Raw genomic sequence first — 19,644 nt, forward strand, 5'->3', positions numbered from 1 at the left:
CAACCAGATTCAGGGTCGTGTTACAGATCAGTTGCGCGCAAGGGCGCGCTTCAGGGCGTGATAGGATGCTTTCGGGGTTCTTGCCAAGCTGTCAAAATCCACATGCACAAGGCCGAAGCGTTTCTCATATCCTTCGGCCCATTCGTAATTGTCCAGCAGCGACCAGTAGAAGAACCCTTGCAGATTGCAGCCCGCCGCCATGGCTTGTTGCGCCGCGCGGAAGTGCTGTGCGATGAAGCTTTCGCGCAGGCTGTCATCGACCCCCACCACATCGGCATGGGCCATGCCGTTTTCGGTGACATAGATCGGCAGATCTCCGACATGGTCGCGGGCAAGCCGGGTTAGAAAGCGTTGCAGGCCTTCGGGATAGATCTCCCATCCCATCTGGGTTTTCTCCAGCGGGCCGGGTACTTCGCGGGTGGCGGGCCAGGGGGTGCCGGGGGCGGCGGCGTGGATGTGCCGGGTGTAATAATTCACACCGAGCCAATCCAGCTTGCCGCTGATCAGCCCCATATCTGCCTGCCAATCGGTTGGCATATGCGGGCCAAGGCCCGCCAGAGCTTCGGCAGGGTAGGTGCCCTTGGTCAGCCCTTCGATGAACCAGCGGTTGAAGATCGCATCCTGCACCGCGGCAGCGGCCAGATCGGCAGGCGCATCCGAGGCCGGGGTGGCATGATCGAAGTTCAGCACGATGCCCAGATTGGGCTGGCCGAGGCCGCGCAGGCTTTCCATCGCCGCGCCATGCGCCAGCAGGATGTGGTGCATCGCCCGCGCGGCGGCGCGGATGTCGCGCAGGCCGGGCGCATGGGCGCCGTGAAAATGCGACAGCCAGGCCACGCACCACGGCTCGTTGATGGTGGCGACACTGGCCACCCGATCGCCGATGCGCCGCGCCACGGTTTCGGCAAAATCGGCAAACCGAAAGGCGGTGTCGCGGTTGCGCCAGCCGCCCAGATCCGACAGCGCGGCCGGCAGATCCCAGTGATACAGCGTCAGGAACGGCTGCAAGCCGCGCGCCACCATGCCATCGACCAGCCGGTCATAGAAATCGAGCCCCTCGGGGTTCACCGTCACCCCATCGGGCATCACCCGCGCCCAGCTGGTGGAAAAGCGGTAGGCGTCAAACCCGGCGGCGGCGATCAGATCCAGATCCTCGGGCCAGCGGTGGTAATGGTCGCAGGCCAGCCCGCCATCCTCGGCCCGCACCACATTGCCCGGCGTGGCGGCGAAAGTATCCCAATGCGACGGCCCGGCCCCGCCAAACCGGCTGCCCTCGATCTGATAGGCGGCGGTGGCGGCCCCGAACAGAAACCCTTCGGGGAAGGTGGCACGCGGTGGGATCATGGTCAGCCTCTGCAGGGGCCTGTGGATTGGCCAATGATGAGTTCCGCTTCCAGCAGCAACTCGCGCGGGCCGCCTTCGCGCCCCGAAATGATCGACAACAGCATGTCCGCCGCTTGCCGCCCGGCCTCGCGCACCGAGGAGCGGGTGGCGGTAAAGATCGGCACATCCTCGCCATTGCGCAGATAGCTGAGTTCGTCATCATGGATGATGACCGACACATCGCGCCCCATGCGCAGCCCGGCCTCTTCGATGGCGCGGCGGGCCCCAAGCCCCATGATCATCGACGAGACGACAAGCGCCGTTGGCGGCTGCGGCTGTTTCAGCATGTCGCGCACGGCGCGGTGCCCGGCGGTTTCGGTCATCTCTTCGCTGACCATGATCGCCGGATCGGCACTCAGCCCGCGCGCGGCCAGCGCATCCTCATAGCCACTGCGGCGGCGGATGGCGAAATCCATGAACTCCAGCCCGTTCACCAGCCCGATGCGGCGATGCCCCAGATCAAGCAGGAACTCGGTGGCCCGTTGAAACGCGCGGCGGTTGTTCACATCGACCCAGTTGTAGGGCAGCGGCGATCCGGTGGCCCGGCCATGCACGACAAAGGGAATATCCAGATCGGTCAGCAGGCCGATGCGTTCATCCTTCATGCGCGGCGCGTGCAGGATCACGCCATCCACCGTGCCGCGCGATTTCAGCTCGCGGTAGGCGCGTTCTTCATTGTCATCGGGCACCACCGACAGCAGCATGTCATAGCCGTTGCGCGAATAGATCTCGCCCGCCCCGGCGATGAAATCGGCAAAGACCGGGTTGACGATCTCGTGCCGCGTCATCACGGGAATCACATGGCCCACCGCCATGGCGCGCCCGGTAGCCAGCCGGATGGCCCGCGTGTTGGGCTGATAGTTGTAGCGTTTGGCAGCCGCCGCCACGCGTTCGCGCGTGGCCTCGTTGACTTCCGGGTAGCCGTTCAGCGCACGGCTGACCGTGGTGGGCGACAGATCGAGTTTGCGGGCCAGCTCCTTGAGGTTCATCTTTTCCGGGCCAAAGCGTTTCAAATCGGGGTGCAGGTTAGCGGCAGGCTTGTCCAAGGTCAAAGCCTTAACTGCGCTTGTGCTGCGGCAAAGGTCAAATGCTGCGCTTGCATTGCAATGCTTTGCGACTTTGGTCGGCAGTCAATGGTTGACTTGAAGGCGTATCGCCGCATAGTTGAAGCGTCCAAAGCGGTTTGAAAACGATTCCCCGCTTGGCTGTAACGCGGGGCGGGGACCCTGCGGCATCGGGAGGATGAGGATGACACGGAATTTTCTCGCCAGCGCTGCGGTGCTGGCGCTGTTCGCAGGCCAGGTGGCCGCGCAAGATCTGAAATTCGCACCGGGGGAGGATGCGCGTTTCAACTGGGCGTCGTTCGACAGTTTCAAGGCCAACCATGACCTGAAGGGCCAGACGCTGAAGATCGATGGCCCCTGGGGTGGGGTCGACAAGGCGCTGTTTGAAACGGTCATCGCCTATTTCGAGGCCGCAACCGGTGCCGATGTGGACTATTCAGGCGGCGACGGGTTCGAGCAGCGGGTGATGATTGATGTCGAGGCAGGCTCGCCGCCCGGGATCGCGGTGATCCCGCAGCCCGGTCTGGCCGCCGATCTGGCCAAGCGCGGCAAGCTGACGCCGCTGAAGCCCGAAATCGGCACCTTCCTGCAAGAGAATTACGCCGCCGGCCAAAGCTGGGTCGATCTGTCGACCTATCCGGGGGCAGATGGCACCAAGGCGCTTTATGGCCTGTTCTACAAGGTCGATGTGAAATCGCTGGTCTGGTATTCGCCCGAGAACTTCGAGGATGCGGGCTATGAGGTGCCGCAGACCATGGAGGATCTGAAGGCGCTGTCCGAACAGATCGTCGCGGATGGCGGCACGCCGTGGTGCATCGGGCTCGGCTCGGGGGGCGCGACCGGCTGGCCTGCGACCGACTGGGTCGAGGACATGATGCTGCGGGTCAACACGCCGCAGGACTATGATGCCTGGGTCAGCAATGATCTGAAATTCGATGATCCCAAGGTGGTGGCGGCGATCGAGGAATTTGGCGCTTTCGCGCGCAATGACGCCTGGGTGGCGGGCGGCGCGGGCGGTGTGGCCTCGACCGATTTCCGCGATGCGCCCAAGGGCCTGTTTGCCTCGCCCCCCACTTGTTACATGCACCGTCAGGCCAGCTTCATCCCGTCGTTCTTCCCGGAGGGCACCGTGGTGGGCGAGGATGCGGATTTCTTCTATTTCCCGGCCTATGCGGGCAAGGAGCTGGGCCAGCCCGTGCTGGGCGCGGGCACGGTGTTTGTGGTGACACAGGACAGCCCGGCGGCACAGGCCTTCATCGACTTCCTGACTACCCCAATCGCGCATGAGATCTGGATGGCGCAATCGGGCTTCCTCACGCCGAACAAGGCTGTGAACACCGAAGTTTACGGCGACCCCACGCTCAAAAAGATGGGCGACATCCTGCTGAACGCCACGACCTTCCGCTTTGACGGGTCTGACCTTATGCCGGGCGCGATTGGCGCAGGGGCGTTCTGGACCGGCATGGTGGATTATTCGGGCGGCAAGGATGCGGCGGCGGTGGCGTCCGACATCCAGAAAACCTGGGATACCCTGAAGTAAAAACACTTTTCCCGGCCTGCCCGCCACAGGGCAGGCTATTAGACCAGCGGCCTTGGGGAGGGGCTTTGATGGAACAACTGTTCATGGCATCGGCCACCATCGTCATTGGTGTTTTCGGGTGTGTTGCCTATTTTTTCCTGTCCAATCTGGCTTTGGACAGCATCTATCCGCCGCGCGGTCCCGATGCCGGGCGCAATATCACCCGCGCAGGGGCCATCCGGCCCTGGCTGTTCCTGCTGCCCGCGTTGATCCTTCTCTGTGCTTATCTGGTCTATCCGCTGTTCGTCTCGATCTGGCTGTCGTTCCATGATGCCACCGGCGACAGCTTTGTCGGGACCGACAATTACACCTGGCTTCTGAACGATCTGAAATTCCGCGAGTCGATGAAGAACAACCTGCTGTGGCTTCTGGTTGTGCCCGCGGCCTCCACCTTTTTCGGCCTGATTGCCGCGGCTTTGACCGACCGCATCGGCTGGGGCAATTTTGCCAAGGCGATGATCTTCATGCCGATGGCGATTTCTTTCGTCGGCGCGGCGGTGATCTGGAAATTCATCTATGATTACCGGGGCGACGGCCAGACCGAGGTCGGGGTTCTGAACGCGATCTGGGTTGCGCTGGGGGGCACGCCGCAGACCTGGCTGACCATCGAGCCGTCGAACAGCTTTCTGCTGATGGTGGTTCTGGTCTGGATCCAGACCGGCTTTGCCATGGTGATCCTGTCGGCGGCCCTGCGCGGCATCCCCGAAGAAACCATCGAGGCGGCGGTCCTCGACGGGGCCTCGCCCTTGCAGATCTTCACCAAGATCAAGGTGCCGCAGATCTGGGGCACCATTGCCGTGGTCTGGACCACGATCACCATCACGGTGCTGAAGGTGTTCGACATCGTTCTGGCGATGACCAATGGCCAATGGGGCACGCAGGTTCTGGCCAATCTGATGTTCGACTGGATGTTCCGCGGCAATGACACCGGGCGCGCCTCGGCTGTGGCGCTGATCATCATGCTGATGGTGACACCGATCATGGTGTGGAACATCCGCAATGCCCGCAAGGAGATGCGTTGATGGACAATATCGCCGGAACAAAATCGTCGCTGGTCTGGGCGGTGCATCTGGCCACGGCCGCATTGGTGCTGCTGTGGGTGTTGCCGACCATCGGGCTGCTGGTCTCGTCCTTCCGCGACCGCGACCAGATCACCACCTCGGGCTGGTGGAAATCGCTGTTCCCGTCTGAACAGAACATCGTCTATCGCGCCGGGGCTGCCGACAGCCAGACGCAAGAGGGCACAACCTGGGTCATCGTCGGCAATGTGTTCGAGGCGGGCAACGGGCAGGTGAAGGCCTTTGGCATCACCTCGAAGGCCCCGACCGAATTCGCACCGGGCGCTGTGGCCGATATGGGCGAGGGCGTCAGCGCCACCGTGGCCGAAAACGGCGATTACCGGCTGACCTCGACCGCGCAGTTCGAAGGCCGCAGCCCGCGTCTGTTCGTGACCTCGATCACGCCGCCGCGCTTCACGCTCGACAATTACGACCGTGTGCTGTTTGCCGAAGGTATCGGCCGCGCCTTCATCAACACCATGACCGTGACGATCCCTGCCACCATCATCCCGATCCTGATTGCTGCCTTTGCCGCCTTCGCGCTGGCCTGGATGGAGTTTCCGGGCCGGGCCCTGCTGATTGCCACCATCGTCGGGCTGCTGGTCGTGCCGCTGCAACTGTCGCTGATCCCGCTGTTGAAGCTGCACAACAGTCTTGGCATCGGCAAGGAATATGTGGGCATCTGGCTGGCCCATAGCGGTTTTGGCCTGCCTTTGGCGATTTACCTGCTGCGCAATTACATGGTGGGCCTGCCGCGCGAGATCATCGAAAGCGCGCGGGTGGACGGGGCGACGGATTTTCAGATCTTCCTGAAAATCATCCTGCCGCTGTCCTTCCCGGCGCTGGCCAGCTTTGCAATCTTTCAGTTCCTCTGGACCTGGAATGACCTGCTGGTGGCGACGGTGTTCCTTGGCAACAGCGCCGACCAGCTGGTGATGACCGGCCTGCTGCGCGAATTGATGGGATCGAAGGGCGGCGAATGGGAAATTCTGGCCGCCTCGGCCTTTGTCTCCATCGCGGTGCCTTTGTTGGTGTTCTTTGCCATGCAGAAATATCTGGTGCGCGGCCTTCTGGCCGGCTCCGTGAAGTGAGACGGATATGACCTTGATAAAAGACGAAAATTGGTGGCGCGGTGCGGTGATCTATCAGATCTATCCGCGCAGCTTTCAGGACAGCAATGGCGACGGGATCGGCGATCTGGCGGGCATCGTGCAGCGGCTGCCGCATATCGCGGATCTGGGCGCGGATGCGATCTGGATCAGCCCGTTCTTCACCTCGCCGATGAAGGATTTCGGCTATGACGTCAGCGATTATTGCGATGTCGATCCGATGTTCGGGACGCTGGCCGATTTCGATGCGGTAATCGCGCGTGCGCATGAACTGGGCTTGCGGGTGATGATCGACCTTGTGCTGTCGCACACGTCCGACCAGCATCCCTGGTTCAAGGAAAGCCGCAAGGACCGCAGCAATGCCAAGGCGGATTGGTATGTCTGGGCCGAACCGAAGGGCGATGGCACGCCGCCGAACAACTGGCTGTCGATCTTTGGCGGCTCGGCCTGGCAGTGGGACGGGCGGCGCGAGCAATATTACCTGCACAACTTCCTCACCTCGCAGCCCGATCTGAATTTCCACTGCGAGGCGGTGCAGGAGGCGCTGCTGGATGTGGCGCGGTTCTGGCTGGAGCGCGGGGTGGATGGCTTCCGGCTAGACACCATAAATTTCTATTTTGCAGACAAATACTTGCGCGACAATCCTGCGCTGCCGAAGGCGCTGCGCAACGACAGTATCGCGCCGGGGGTCAACCCCTATAACCACCAGCTGCACCTGTTTGACAAGAACCAGCCGGAAAACCTTGAATTCCTTCAGAAGTTCCGCGCGGTTCTGAACCCCTACGGCGCCGCGGCCGTGGGCGAGGTGGGCGATGCCCAGCGGGGGCTGGAGATCATGGCCGAATATACCTCGGGCGGTGACAAGGTGCAGATGTGTTACCCGTTCGAGATGCTGCAACCGGCGCGGCTGACAGCGGCGGGGCTGGAGACGACCTTTGCCCGCATGGCCAAGGCTGCCCCCGATGCCTGGCCATGCTGGAGCTATTCCAACCACGACACGGTGCGCCATATCAGCCGCTGGTCGCTTTCGGATGATGCAGCAAGGGCTTACACGTCAATGCTCGTGTGCCTGCGCGGCTCGCTCTGCCTTTATCAGGGCGAAGAACTGGGCCTGCCAGAGGCCGATATCGCCTTTGAGGATCTGCAAGATCCTTACGGCATCGAATTCTGGCCGGAATTCAAGGGCCGGGACGGCTGCCGCACGCCGATGATCTGGCAAACCGACAATGCGCAGGGCGGATTCACCACGGCCACAAAGGCCTGGTTGCCGGTCACCGCACCGCATCTGGCGCGCTCGGTTGCGGCGCAAAAAGACGAGGCCGGATCCATGCTGGCGCATTACCGCGCCGCACTGGCCTTCCGCCGCGCCCATCCGGTGCTGCGCGATGGCACAATGACCGAAATCCGGGCCGAAGGGCCGGTGGCGCGCTTTCTGCGCGCGGGCGACGAGACCATGTTCTGTGCCTTCAACCTGTCTGACGGCACCGAAACCATCAACCTGCCGCAGGGGGAGTGGCAGGGCATCGGGGCAGAGCTGGGCAGCCAGCCCGCCGCGCGCAATGTGACGCTTGGCCCGTGGCAGATCTGCCTCGCGCGGCGTGTTCAGGTTTAAGGGGGAAGTCATGGCCGATCTGAAACTCAGCAATGTTGAAAAGGCCTATGGCGAGGTCAAGGTGTTGAAAGACATCAACCTTGACATCAAAAAGGGCGAATTGATCGTGTTTGTCGGCCCGTCTGGCTGCGGCAAATCTACGCTTTTGCGGATGATCGCCGGGTTGGAGCGGATCACCGGCGGCGATTTCACCATTGATGCGGCGCGCATGAATGATGTGCCGCCCGCGCAGCGCGGCATTGCCATGGTGTTCCAGTCCTATGCGCTTTATCCGCATATGACAGTGCGTGACAACATGAGCTTCGCCCTGAAGATCGCCAAGAAAACCACGGCAGAGATCAATGCCGCGGTGGAAAAGGCCGCGCGGATCCTGCAATTGACGCCCTATCTGGACCGGCTGCCCAAGGCGCTGTCAGGCGGGCAGCGGCAGCGCGTCGCCATTGGCCGCGCCATCGTGCGTGACCCGAAAGTCTATCTGTTTGACGAACCGCTGTCGAACCTCGACGCGGCGCTGCGCGTCGCCACCCGGCTGGAGATTGCCCAGCTCAAAGAGGCGATGCCCGACTCGACCATGATCTATGTGACCCATGATCAGGTGGAGGCGATGACGCTGGCGACGCGCATCGTGGTGCTGGCCGGCGGCGGCATCAGCCAGGTCGGCACCCCGCTGGAACTGTATGAACGGCCCGAGAACGAGTTTGTCGCGCAATTCATCGGTAGCCCGGCGATGAACCTGATGCCGGGCGAGATTGTCGAGACCGGCGCGCGCACCCGGATCCGGCTGGCCAATGGCGGCGAGGCTGTGGCCAGCATTCCGACGCAGGCGGTGGACAAGGGGCTGAAGGTCAATCTGGGGGTGCGGCCCGAGGATCTGGTGGCGACCGATGGCATCCCGCTGTTCACCGGCGATGTGGAGATCACCGAAGCCTTGGGCGAGGTGACTCTGCTCTATTTCAAACGGCAGGGCGATTCGGCGCAGGTGGTGGCAAAGCTGCCCGGTATTCATGGCAATCTGCGGCATCAGACGGTGCGGCTGGGCGCGGATCCGGCCAAGATCCACCTGTTCCACAACCGGCGTTCGTTGCTCTATCGCTAAGGCGAAAGGCGATGGCTCAGGGCAGCAGCCGGGGCAGGCCGGTGATTTCGGCGGCCAGTTGCCGGGCGGCGGCAGACAGCGGATTGGCCTGCGCATGGGCCAGAACCACCGGCTCGCCTGGCGCGTCGGTGATGGGGCGGCACAGCAGGGGGGCGCCATCGGCGCTGACCGTGGCGGCGGGGCGGGTGTAGGACAGCCCGACCCCCAGCCCATTGGCGGCGAAGCTGCGCATCAACTCCAGCGTGGCGCAGCGATGCGTCAGCCGGGGCACCAGTCCGCGCTGCGAAAACAGCGCGCGCATATGCCCCAGGCTCAGCCCCTGATCGGCCAGGATCAGCGGCTGATCCGCCAGCAGCGCCAAGGTCAGATCGGCCCCGGCCAACGGGTGCTCCGCTGCCATCACCGCATGGGGCACAACGCGGGCCAACTCAGACCGCGCAATCCCGGCTTCCAGCCCCAGATCCCAGGTCAGCGCCAGATCGGTCTGGCCCCGGCGCAGGGCCTCGGCCAGCGCCTCGAACCCCATCACCTGCGGCGCGACCGGCGTGCGCACCTGCCGCAGCAGTGGCGCAAGCAGCACCGGCGCCAGATCCTCGAACACCGCAAGGCGCACTGGCGGGGCAGGTGCCGCCCCAGCCATCAACTGCACCAGCCCGTGCAACTGCGCCTCTGCCGCCTCCAGCCAGCCCCGGCCAAACGAGGTGGGCACCATCGGCCCGCCCGCCCGGCGCAGGAACAGCGGATGGCCCAGTTGCGCCTCCAACTGGGCCAAGGCCACCGACAGTGCGGGCTGGCTGACATGCAGGGCCTCGGCGGCGGTGGTCACGCCACCATGCCGCGCCACCGCAACGGCATATTCCAGCTGGCGCAGTGTAAGCGATAGCATCAGCCTATTCCGATCATTGACATATATTATTGGAGATTATGATGGCCACCATGCCATCCTGTGCCAAGCCAGACAGGAGTGTGCTATGACCCTCGTGACCCAAGACATGATTGACACCTATCAGCGCGACGGCGTTGTGCTGATCAAGGGCCTTTGGGCCGATTGGGTGGAGGTGATCCGCGCCGGGATCGAGCGCAACATGGCCGAGCCCGGCCCCTATGCCGCCGAAAACCTGAAACCGGGCGAGGGCGGTCGTTTCTTTGACGACTATTGCAACTGGGAGCGCATCCCTGAATTCGCGCAGGTGATCCGTGACAGTGCGGTGGCCGATGTCGCGGCACAGCTGATGCAATCCGACCGGGTGCAGATGTTCCACGATCATGTGCTGGTCAAGGAACCCGGCACCTCCAAACCCACGCCCTGGCACACCGACGGACCCTATTACTTTGTCGAGGGCCGCCAGACCGTCAGCTTCTGGTCGCCGGTCGATCCGGTGCGCGAGGCCTCGTTGCGCTGTGTCGCGGGATCGCATCTGTGGGAAAAGGATGTGCTGCCGACGCGCTGGATGTCGGAGACGAATTTCTACCCGGACCCCGAGGCCTATATGCCGGTGCCCGATCCCGATGCCGAAGGCATGCCGGTGCGCGAATGGCAGATGGAGCCGGGCGATGCCGTCGCCTTCAACTATCGCACGCTGCATGGCGCGCGCGGCAATCAGGCGGGCACCCGGCGGCGCGCCTTTTCGCTGCGGCTGCTGGGCGAGGATGCCCGCTATGTCGACCGTCCGGGCCGCACCTCGCCGCCCTATCCGGGCCATGGCATGCAGCCGGGCGCGCGGCTGCGCGAGGACTGGTTTCCGGTGCTGCGCGGCTGAGCCTGCGGGTACGCGCCGCACTTCCCGTGCGGGGCGGGATAGGCTAGGGCTTGGGCAGCAAAGCGGAGCATGCCATGGCCAGCCCAAAACCCTTTCTCCCCAAAGCCTTTCCGCCCCCGGAGTTTCCGCCGCGCCGCCCCAAGCTGTTTGCGCGGATGCCCCCGGCGGTCTTTCCTGTGCTGATGGGCAGCCTCGGGCTGGGCTTGGCCTTGCGCCGCGCCCTGCCTGCACTGGGGGTGGAGCCGGGGCTGGCCGAGTTGGTGCTGGGCCTGGCCGTCGGCATCTATCTGTTTGCGCTGCTGGCCTATGTGACGAAACTGGCCCGCCGCCCGGCAGTGCTGCTGGAGGATCTGCGGATCCTGCCGGGGCGGGCGGGGCTGGCTGCGGCCTCGCTGTCGTTGCTGTTGACGGCGGCGGCGCTGGTGCCCTATGCGCCGACCGTCGCCCATGTACTGCTTTCCATCGGGCTGGGCCTGCATGCGGCCTTGGCGCTGCTGATCCTGCGGCTGTTCTTCGCCGCGCCGGTTGAGGCGCGCGAGATCACCCCGGTCTGGCATCTGCATTTTGTCGGTTTCATCATTGGCGGGCTGGTGGCGACGCCACTGGGCCTGACGGGCCTGTCCACCGCGCTGCTTTATGGCACGATTCCGGTGGCGCTGGCGATCTGGGCCGCGTCGGCGGTGCAGCTTTGGCGGCGTATCCCTCCGGCACCGCTGCGCCCGCTGCTGGCGATCCACCTCGCCCCGGCCAGCCTGTTCGCCACGGTGGCCGCCGGGCTGGGCCTGACCGGGTTTGCACAGATCTGTGCCGGGATGGCCGGACTGATTGCGCTGGCGCTGCTGATATCGGCGCGCTGGCTGACAGTGACTGGGTTTTCGGCGCTGTGGGGGGCTTTCACCTTTCCGCTGGCGGCGCTGTGTTCGGCGCTGTTTGCGCTGCATATGGACATCACGGCAACGGTTTTGCTGATCTTTGCGCTTGGCCTGATCCCCTTTGTGCTCATCAAGGTGATGCAGGCTTGGGCCAAGGGCAGCCTCGCCGCCAAGACCAACGCCGCCGAAGCCTGAACGGGGTCAGGCGGGGCGGATCTGCGCCACGAAGCCCCGCGCGATCTGCAGGCCGATCCGGTCCGCCTCGGGTCCGAACCTCTCGGCCAAGGTCGGATGATCTGCGGCCCAACCGGGCTGCATCGCCTCGGCGAGGGTGGGAAAGCTGCGGCTCCAGTCGGCGACCACCGGGCGGCTGGCCTCGAAGTGGAACTGCGTGCCATAGGTGGCGCGGCCCAGCCGATAGGCCTGATGCGCCGCCCCGGCGGAGTGCGCCAGATGCACCGCCCCGTCGGGCAGGCTGAACGTATCGGAATGCCATTCAAAGATCGGGAAGGTTGCGGGCAGGGCGCCCAACACCGGATCGGTCTGCGCCGCCTCGGTCAACTGCACCGGGCACCAGCCGAATTCAGGGGCGGTGCCGATCAGGTTCTGCGCCCCAAAGCCTCGCGCCAGAATTTGCGCGCCAAGGCAGATGCCCAGCACCGCCCGATCCGCCTCGGAAAACGCCCGCATCGTTGCTGCAAGTGCCGGCAGATAGGGGTGGCTGTCATCGGCCAGCGCGGTCTGCTCGCCGCCGAACACCACAAGCGCGTCATAGTCTGCCAGCGTGGGCAGTCGCCCGTCCAGATAGGGCCGATACTGGCCGATCCGCGTGCCCGCCTCATGCAGGGCCACACCCACCTGTCCGTGATGGGTGATCCTGGTATTCTCGACGACTGCAACCCGCATCTGCCACCTTCTGTTCGCATCCGCGCCCATCCTGCACGGCACACCCGGTGCCGCAATCCCGTTTGCGACCTGTTTTTGATCTTGCGCTTGGCGCATACAAGTGAAACAGGGAACCGCCAAACGATCCCTTCCATCGACCCGTTCAGGAGGCTCCCATGGAGATTCGCGAGGCATTGACCTTTGATGACGTTCTGCTGGTTCCGGCGGCAAGCAATGTGCTGCCTTCGGATGCAGACACATCCACCTATGTCACCAAGCTGATCCGCATGAACATCCCGCTTCTGTCCTCGGCGATGGATACGGTGACCGAAGGCCGCATGGCGATTGCCATGGCGCAGGCGGGCGGGATCGGGGTGATCCACCGCAACCTGACCACCGAAGAACAGGCGCGCGAAGTGCGCCGGGTCAAGCGGTTTGAATCCGGCATCGTCTATGCGCCGATCACCCTGACCCCGGATCAGACGCTGGCCGATGCCAAGGCGCTGCAAGAGCGTTACAACGTCACCGGCTTTCCGGTGGTCGATGATCAGGGCCGGGTTGTCGGCATCGTGACCAACCGCGACATGCGCTTTGCCTCGGATGACCGCACGCCGGTGCGGGTGATGATGTCGTCGGAAAATCTGGCGATCCTGCAAGAGCCGGCCGACCGCGAGGCCGCGATCAGCCTGATGAAGGCCCGCCGCATCGAAAAGCTGCTGGTCACCGATGGCAAGGGCAAGCTGACCGGGCTGCTGACGCTGAAAGACACCGAAAAATCGGTGCTCAACCCCCATGCCTGCAAGGACGAGATGGGCCGCCTGCGCGTGGCCGCCGCCTCCACCGTGGGGGACGCCGGGTTTGAACGCTCTGCCGCGCTGATCGACGCCGGGGTGGACATGGTGGTGATCGACACCGCGCATGGCCATAGCGAAGGCGTGGCGCGCGCCGTGGAACGCATCAAGAAGCTGTCCAACACCGTGCAGGTGGTGGCAGGCAACGTTGCCACCGCCGAGGCGACGCGGGCGCTGATCGGGGCGGGGGCGGATGCGGTCAAGGTCGGCATCGGGCCGGGCTCGATCTGCACCACCCGGATCGTGGCGGGCGTGGGCGTGCCGCAGCTGACGGCGATCATGGATTCGGCGCGCGCTGCGGGCGATATTCCGGTGATTGCCGATGGTGGCATCAAGTTTTCGGGCGATTTTGCCAAGGCGATTGCGGCAGGGGCCTCGTGCGCCATGGTCGGCTCGGCCATTGCGGGCACCGATGAATCGCCGGGCGAGCTGATCCTGTGGAATGGCCGCAGCTATAAATCCTATCGTGGCATGGGCAGCCTCGGGGCGATGGCGCGCGGCTCTGCCGACCGCTATTTCCAGAAGGATGCCGCCTCGGACAAGCTGGTGCCGGAAGGGATCGAAGGGCAGGTGCCCTACAAAGGCACCGCCGCCGCCGTGGTGCATCAGCTGGTCGGCGGCTTGCGCGCCGCGATGGGCTATACCGGCAACCGCACCGTGGCCGAAATGCGCAGCAATTGCCAGTTCGTGCGCATCACCGGGGCGGGGCTGAAGGAAAGCCATGTGCATGATGTGCAGATCACCCGCGAAAGCCCGAATTACCGCATCGGCTGACCGCGTCTTGTACCACACTCCCCATACGCGCCGGGGCAATCCCTCCGGCGCGTTTGCCTTTGCAATGGAGCGTTCCTGATGACCCCCGCCGCCCGCCTGTCCGCCGCGATGCAGATTCTTGACCGCTATCTGGCAGGCAGCCCGGCGGAACAGGCGCTGACCAATTGGGGGCGGGGCAGCCGCTTTGCCGGGTCGGGGGATCGCAATGCCGTGCGCGATCTGGTGTTCGACGCGATCCGCTGCCGCCGCAGCCATGCCGCGCTTGGCGGCGGTGAAACCGGGCGCGGGCTGATCCTTGGTGGCTTGCGGGCCGCAGGGGGGGACCCGGCCCCCTTGTTCACCGGCGAAGGCCATGCGCCCGCCCCGCTGCGCCCCGAGGATGACGGGCGCCCCCCCGAGGCCGGAGCCGAGGCGCTGGATTATCCCGATTGGCTGGCCCCGGCGCTGGCCGCCGATCTGGGCGCGGATCTGCCCGCGATCATGGATCTGCTGCGCCACCGCGCGCCGGTGTTCCTGCGGGTCAACCGCAACCGTGGCACGCGCGACGCGGCCATCGCTGCCCTCGCCGCCGATGACATCCAGACAGAGCCGCATCCTCTGGCCGAAACCGCGCTGCGTGTCACCGCCAATGCCCGCCGGATTCAGGCGTCAGATGCCTATAGCTCGGGGCTGGTGGAATTGCAGGACGCGGCCTCGCAGGCGGTGATTGCGGCACTGCCGCTGGTGGATGGGCTGCGGGTGCTGGACTATTGCGCCGGGGGCGGCGGCAAGGCGCTGGCCATGGCGGCGGCGGCCCGGCTGCGCCTGCTGGCCCATGACGCCGATCCGCGCCGGATGCGCGATCTGCCTGAACGGGCGCGCCGCGCCGGGGCAAAGATCTCGCTGCTGGACACGGCGCAACTGGCCGGGCAACCGCCCTTCGATCTGGTTCTGGCCGATGTGCCCTGTTCCGGCTCGGGCAGCTGGCGCCGCGCGCCCGAGGGCAAATGGCTGCTGACGCCCGAGCGGCTGGCGGATCTCTGCCGCCTTCAGGCGCAGATCCTGCGGGATGTCGCGCCCCTGCTGCGGCCGGGTGGCTGGCTTGCCTATGCCACCTGTTCGCTTCTGGCGCAGGAGAACGAGGCGCAGATTGCCGCCTTCCTCGCCGCCAACCCCGGCTGGACCCGCCAGTCGGAACGCCGCCTGACCCCGCTGGAGGGTGGCGACGGCTTCTTTGTTGCTGTCTTGCGGCGCGATAGCCGGCGCTGATCCGCCTGCCACAGAAAAATCCGTCCTCGGTTAAGGGCGGATTAACTTTTTCGGGGCCGAATGGCGGGGTGACGAATCCCCGAGGGCAGAGGATGGTGGGCAAAACCGTGGCGCAACCGTCTGAACATGGCATGATGGCTCCTGCGCCGTCGCTCACCCTGGCGGCCCTCAGCATTGGCCCGAAATCCTGGGTTCTGCTGGCGGCGGCCTTTGGCTGTGCCGTCACGGTCGCGCTGGCCCCTGATCCCGCGCTGCGGGTGATGGCGGGCGGGGCGGGTGTGACATTGGCGATGCTCGTGCTGCTGATCCGCGGCCTTGTGATGGTGGACGCGCTGCGCCTGCGGCGGCTGGAACGCGATCTGACGCAGCTGATGGGCCATGACACCGCGCCCTGTTTTTCCACCGACGGGGCCGGGGTGATCGGGTTTCAGAACGGTGCCGCTCGGGAGCGTTTTGGCACGCGCGACGGGGTGACGCTGATCTCCACCCTTCAGGACCATTTCGCCAGCCCGGCTTCGGTGCTGTATCGGCTGCAAAGCCGCGCGATGAACCGGGGTTCTGCCCGCGAAGATGTGGTGACGCGGCGGGGCCATACCCGGCTGAGCGTGCATCGCATCGGCACCACCCGCTTTCTGTGGCGGCTGGAGGAGTTCATGGATCGCAGCGCAGGCGGGCGTGGTGCCGAAACGCTCAGCCTGCCCATGCTGATCGCCAACAAATCCGGGGTGATCCTGTTCACCAACGAGGCGATGCGGCGGCTGCTGGGCGGCAGGCCAAAGCGGCTGGACCGGATCTTTGCCGAACAGGTGCTGCGCTCGGGCGAGGAAATCGAGGTGGCAGGGGGCGAAGGCCCGGTGCGCGCCATTCTGGCCGAGGTCGACGGGCCGGGCGAACGGCGCGAGATCTACCTGCTGCCGGTGCCTGCGCAGGCGGTGGGCGAAAACAGCCTGGCCGATTTTGAACATGTGCCGGTGGCGCTGCTGAAATTCGGGGGCGACGGGTCGATGCGGGCGGCGAACAAGGCCGCGCGTCTGGCGCTTGGCCTGCAACCCGACGAATCCCCCGCCTTCCATGATATTTTTGAAGGGCTTGGCCGGTCTGTCTCTGACTGGCTGGCCGATATCGTGACCGAGCGGGTGCCCGCCGGGGCCGAGGTGTTGCGGCTGCGGCTGAACGAGCAAGACACGTTCTTTCAGATCAGCCTGCGCCGCATCGTGGAACGGGGCCGCCCCGCGGTGCTGGCGGTGCTGAATGACGCAACGGCGTTGAAAACGCTGGAAGCACAGTTTGTGCAAAGCCAGAAAATGCAGGCCATCGGCCAGCTTGCAGGCGGAATTGCCCATGATTTCAACAATCTGCTGACGGCGATTTCCGGTCATTGCGACCTGCTGCTGCTGCGCCATGACCGCAGCGACCCCGAATTTGCCGATCTGGTGCAGATCCATCAGAACGCCAATCGTGCTGCCAGTCTGGTCGGGCAATTGCTGGCATTCTCGCGCAAGCAGACCTTGAAGCCGGAACGCATCGACTTGCAGGAGGTGCTGTCGGATCTGACGCATCTGCTCAATCGGCTGGTCGGAGAGCGGATCCGCCTTTGTCTGACCCATGCGCCCAATCTGGGGCCGATCCGCGCCGACAAGCGGCAGCTGGAACAGGTGATGATGAACCTTGTGGTCAATGCGCGCGATGCGATGCCGCAGGGTGGCACGATCCGCATCGAAACCGAGGCGCTGAGCCTCAAGGAAGAATTGCGCCGGGATCGGGCGGTGGTGCCTGCGGGCGATTATGCGGTGATCCGTGTGCTGGATACTGGCTGCGGGATTCCGCAAGACCGGCTGCATAAGATTTTCGAGCCGTTTTTCACCACAAAACGCGTGGGCGAGGGCACCGGGCTGGGCCTGTCCACCGCTTACGGAATCGTCAAACAATCGGGCGGGTTCATCTTTGTCGACAGCGAGCCGGGTCTGGGCACGGTGTTCCACCTCTATTTCCCGATCAATGTGGTGGCGGATCATGCCGCCGATGCGCGCATCGCGCGCAAGGTTGCGATGCGGCAGGGCGAAGGGGTGGTGCTGCTGGTCGAGGATGAGGCGCCGGTGCGCGCCTTTGCCTCACGCGCCCTGCGGCTGCGTGGCTATACCGTGCTGGAGGCCGAATGCGCCGAAGATGCGTTGAAAACGCTTGAGGATCCGGCGCTGGATGTCGATGTCTTTGTGACTGATGTGGTCATGCCGGGCATGGACGGGCCAAGCTGGGTGCGCAAGGCCTTGGAAACGCGGCCGAATGTGCGGGTCATCTTCGTGTCGGGCTATGCCGAAGATTGCCTGTCCGAAAGCCAGTCACGGATCCCGAATTCGGTGTTCCTGCCCAAACCCTTCTCGCTCAGCGATCTGACGGAAACGGTGCAGGGCCAGCTTCACTGACCCCGGTTGCGCGGATCGAGGGCGGCGCGCAGGCCTTCGGCCATGTAATGCACACTCAGCACGGTGAGTGAGATGGCAAGGCCGGGCCACAGCACCCGGGTTGGGTAAAGCTGCATCTGCGCCACGCCATCAAACAGTAACCGCCCCCAGGTTGGAAAATCGGGCGGAAAGCCGAGGCCCAGAAACGACAGGGCGCTTTCGGTCAGGATGGCCGAGGCGAGGCCCAGCGAGGCCGCAATCAGGATAGGCGACATCACATTGGGCAGCACATGCCGCAGGATCACCTGGCCCGAGGGCGTGCCAAGCGCCAATGCCGCCCGCACGAAATCGCGCGCCTTGAGCGACAGCACCGCGCTGCGCACGATCCGGGCCACCTGCATCCAGCTTGTAAGACCGATGGCCCCGACCATCAGCAGGAAGATGCCGCCCTCGGGCCCGAACTGGCGCGACAGCGGCTCGCGGAACAGCATGACCATCAGCAGCAGCAAGGGCAGCAGCGGCAGCGCCAGAAACAGGTCGGTCAACCGCATCAACGGCCCGTCCAGCCTGCGGTAATACCCGGAAAGCAGCCCGATGCCGCTGCCCAGAACTACCGAGATCGCCATGGCCGCCAGCCCGACCGACAGCGAAATCCGGCCCCCCTGCATCATGCGCAGCAGCAGGTCGCGGCCCAGCTGATCGGTGCCAAAGGGATAGGCCGCGCCCGGCGGCAGGTTGCGCAGCCGGATCTGCTGGGCGACGGTCATGTCCGGGGCGGCGCGCAGGGCCGGGCCGATCAGCACGAACAAGATCAGGGCGGCCAGCACGATCAAGCCCAGACGCGCGCCCTTGTGGCGGTTAAATCCGCGCCAGACCGCGCGCCAGGGGCTGCGCGCTTCAGTCATAGCGGATCCGCGGGTCGAGCAGGCCATACAGAAGATCGGCCACTAGATTGAACAGCACGATCAGCACGGCAAAAAGAAAGGTCAGCGTCTGCACCATCGGCAGATCATGCGCCTGCATGGCGCTGATCAGCAATTGCCCCAGACCATTCACCCCGAACACCTGTTCGGTGATGATCGCGCCGCCAAAGATGCCGGGCACTCCCATGGCGATGACGGTGACCACCGGGATCATCGCATTACGCAGCACGTGCTTCAGCACCACCGCCTGTTCTGACAGGCCCTTGGCCCGCGCGGTGCGCACATAGTCCTGCCCCAGAGTGTCCAGCATCGCGGCGCGCATGTAGCGGCTGATCTCGGCGGCATTATACAGCGCCAGTACCGCCACCGGCATCGCCATCTGGCGCAGCTGCGCGCCAAAGCTTTGCCAATCCGTCACCCGCAGCGTGGTGTCATAGACCGAGGGAAACCAGCCCAGCCCTACCGAAAACAGCAGGATCAGCAGCACGCCGCTGAAAAACGTCGGCACCGAAAAGCCGATCATCGCCAGCGCCGTGCTGATCTGATCGAACCAGCCAGCGGGGTGGCAGGCCGCATAGATCCCGACCGGCAGCGCGATCAACACGCCCAGCACATAGGCCGATCCGATCACCATCAGCGTCTGGGGCAACCGCTGCGCGATCACATCGGCCACCGGCGCGCGCGATTGCCAGCTCAGGATGCGTGGCGCGTCGCCCAGCAGATCCCGCCCGATCAGCTGCCCCAGCACATGCAGCGGCTCGATCACAAAAAACTGTTTGAGCCACATCAGATAACGCACCGCCATCGGGGCATCGGCGCCAAGGGCCGCACGCATCTGCCGGCGCACCTCGGGCGGTACGGTCAGCGGCACCTGGTTCAGCGGATCCCCGGGCGCGAGGTCGAGCAGCAGAAAGATCACCAGACTGATGACCAGCAGCACCGGCACCGCCAGCAGCAGCCGCCGGATCGTGAAGCTCAGCATGGCCCGGCCCCGCAGCTCATGGCGACGGGCCGGGCATGCCGGACAA

At 64.7% G+C, this 19,644-nt stretch carries 16 protein-coding genes; 10 read left to right on the forward strand and 6 right to left on the reverse strand.

Annotation, left to right across the window (positions count from 1 at the left end; genetic code table 11):
- Positions 1-27: 27 nt before the first annotated feature.
- Positions 28-1,344, reverse strand: coding sequence for a GH1 family beta-glucosidase (locus KM031_RS00320; protein WP_215504341.1), 1,317 nt, complete (start codon positions 1,342-1,344; stop codon positions 28-30).
- A gap of 2 nt (positions 1,345-1,346) precedes the next feature.
- Positions 1,347-2,372: a LacI family DNA-binding transcriptional regulator gene (locus KM031_RS00325; RefSeq protein WP_215504585.1), complete on the reverse strand. Its 1,026-nt coding sequence runs from the start codon at positions 2,370-2,372 to the stop codon at positions 1,347-1,349.
- Between the two features lie 259 nt (positions 2,373-2,631).
- Between KM031_RS00325 and KM031_RS00330 the strand changes: the two genes are divergently transcribed.
- The 5 genes from KM031_RS00330 (at position 2,632) to KM031_RS00350 (ending at position 8,901) form a co-directional block, all read left to right on the forward strand.
- Positions 2,632-3,987, forward strand: a complete 1,356-nt coding sequence (locus KM031_RS00330) for an ABC transporter substrate-binding protein (RefSeq protein WP_215504340.1) — start codon at positions 2,632-2,634, stop codon at positions 3,985-3,987.
- Positions 3,988-4,055: 68 nt separating this feature from the next.
- Complete coding sequence (locus KM031_RS00335; RefSeq protein WP_215504339.1) at positions 4,056-5,048, forward strand: carbohydrate ABC transporter permease; 993 nt, start codon at positions 4,056-4,058, stop codon at positions 5,046-5,048.
- The gene (locus KM031_RS00340; protein ID WP_215504338.1) at positions 5,048-6,175 is read left to right on the forward strand and encodes a carbohydrate ABC transporter permease; all 1,128 of its coding nucleotides are present in this window, start codon (positions 5,048-5,050) and stop codon (positions 6,173-6,175) included. The genes KM031_RS00335 and KM031_RS00340 overlap by 1 nt, the downstream gene beginning before the upstream one ends.
- Before the next feature lie 7 nt (positions 6,176-6,182).
- Positions 6,183-7,805: an alpha-glucosidase gene (locus KM031_RS00345; RefSeq protein ID WP_215504337.1), complete on the forward strand. Its 1,623-nt coding sequence runs from the start codon at positions 6,183-6,185 to the stop codon at positions 7,803-7,805.
- A 10-nt stretch (positions 7,806-7,815) separates the two neighbouring features.
- Positions 7,816-8,901: an ABC transporter ATP-binding protein gene (locus KM031_RS00350; protein ID WP_215504336.1), complete on the forward strand. Its 1,086-nt coding sequence runs from the start codon at positions 7,816-7,818 to the stop codon at positions 8,899-8,901.
- Between the two features lie 16 nt (positions 8,902-8,917).
- Here the strand turns inward: KM031_RS00350 and KM031_RS00355 are convergent, their stop codons facing one another.
- Positions 8,918-9,787: a LysR family transcriptional regulator gene (locus KM031_RS00355; protein WP_215504335.1), complete on the reverse strand. Its 870-nt coding sequence runs from the start codon at positions 9,785-9,787 to the stop codon at positions 8,918-8,920.
- A gap of 85 nt (positions 9,788-9,872) precedes the next feature.
- On the opposite strand from KM031_RS00355, the gene KM031_RS00360 reads away from it, so the two are divergent.
- Positions 9,873-10,661, forward strand: a complete 789-nt coding sequence (locus tag KM031_RS00360; protein WP_215504334.1) for a phytanoyl-CoA dioxygenase family protein — start codon at positions 9,873-9,875, stop codon at positions 10,659-10,661.
- Between the two features lie 74 nt (positions 10,662-10,735).
- Positions 10,736-11,728 (forward strand): TDT family transporter, encoded by a 993-nt coding sequence (locus KM031_RS00365; RefSeq protein ID WP_215504333.1) that lies wholly within the window; start codon positions 10,736-10,738, stop codon positions 11,726-11,728.
- Between the two features lie 6 nt (positions 11,729-11,734).
- Here the strand turns inward: KM031_RS00365 and KM031_RS00370 are convergent, their stop codons facing one another.
- Positions 11,735-12,439 (reverse strand): type 1 glutamine amidotransferase, encoded by a 705-nt coding sequence (locus KM031_RS00370; RefSeq protein WP_215504332.1) that lies wholly within the window; start codon positions 12,437-12,439, stop codon positions 11,735-11,737.
- A gap of 155 nt (positions 12,440-12,594) precedes the next feature.
- Between KM031_RS00370 and guaB the strand changes: the two genes are divergently transcribed.
- The 3 genes from guaB (at position 12,595) to KM031_RS00385 (ending at position 17,714) form a co-directional block, all read left to right on the forward strand.
- On the forward strand, positions 12,595-14,043 hold the full coding sequence (guaB, locus tag KM031_RS00375; protein WP_215504331.1) for an IMP dehydrogenase: 1,449 nt from the start codon (positions 12,595-12,597) through the stop codon (positions 14,041-14,043).
- Positions 14,044-14,121: 78 nt separating this feature from the next.
- Positions 14,122-15,291: an RsmB/NOP family class I SAM-dependent RNA methyltransferase gene (locus tag KM031_RS00380; RefSeq protein ID WP_215504330.1), complete on the forward strand. Its 1,170-nt coding sequence runs from the start codon at positions 14,122-14,124 to the stop codon at positions 15,289-15,291.
- 131 nt (positions 15,292-15,422) lie between these two features.
- Complete coding sequence (locus tag KM031_RS00385; RefSeq protein ID WP_215504584.1) at positions 15,423-17,714, forward strand: ATP-binding response regulator; 2,292 nt, start codon at positions 15,423-15,425, stop codon at positions 17,712-17,714.
- On the opposite strand, the gene KM031_RS00390 is transcribed toward KM031_RS00385, so the two are convergent.
- Together KM031_RS00390 and KM031_RS00395 are read right to left on the reverse strand one after the other, a co-directional pair.
- Positions 17,708-18,598, reverse strand: a complete 891-nt coding sequence (locus KM031_RS00390) for an ABC transporter permease (RefSeq protein WP_246566897.1) — start codon at positions 18,596-18,598, stop codon at positions 17,708-17,710. The genes KM031_RS00385 and KM031_RS00390 overlap by 7 nt on opposite strands.
- A complete protein-coding gene (locus tag KM031_RS00395) occupies positions 18,591-19,598 on the reverse strand; it encodes an ABC transporter permease (RefSeq protein ID WP_215504328.1) in 1,008 nt (335 codons plus the stop codon). Before KM031_RS00395 ends, KM031_RS00390 begins: the two co-directional genes overlap by 8 nt.
- Positions 19,599-19,644: the final 46 nt, after the last annotated feature.

This window comes from Gemmobacter fulvus (assembly GCF_018798885.1).
Lineage (GTDB): Bacteria > Pseudomonadota > Alphaproteobacteria > Rhodobacterales > Rhodobacteraceae > Gemmobacter > Gemmobacter fulvus.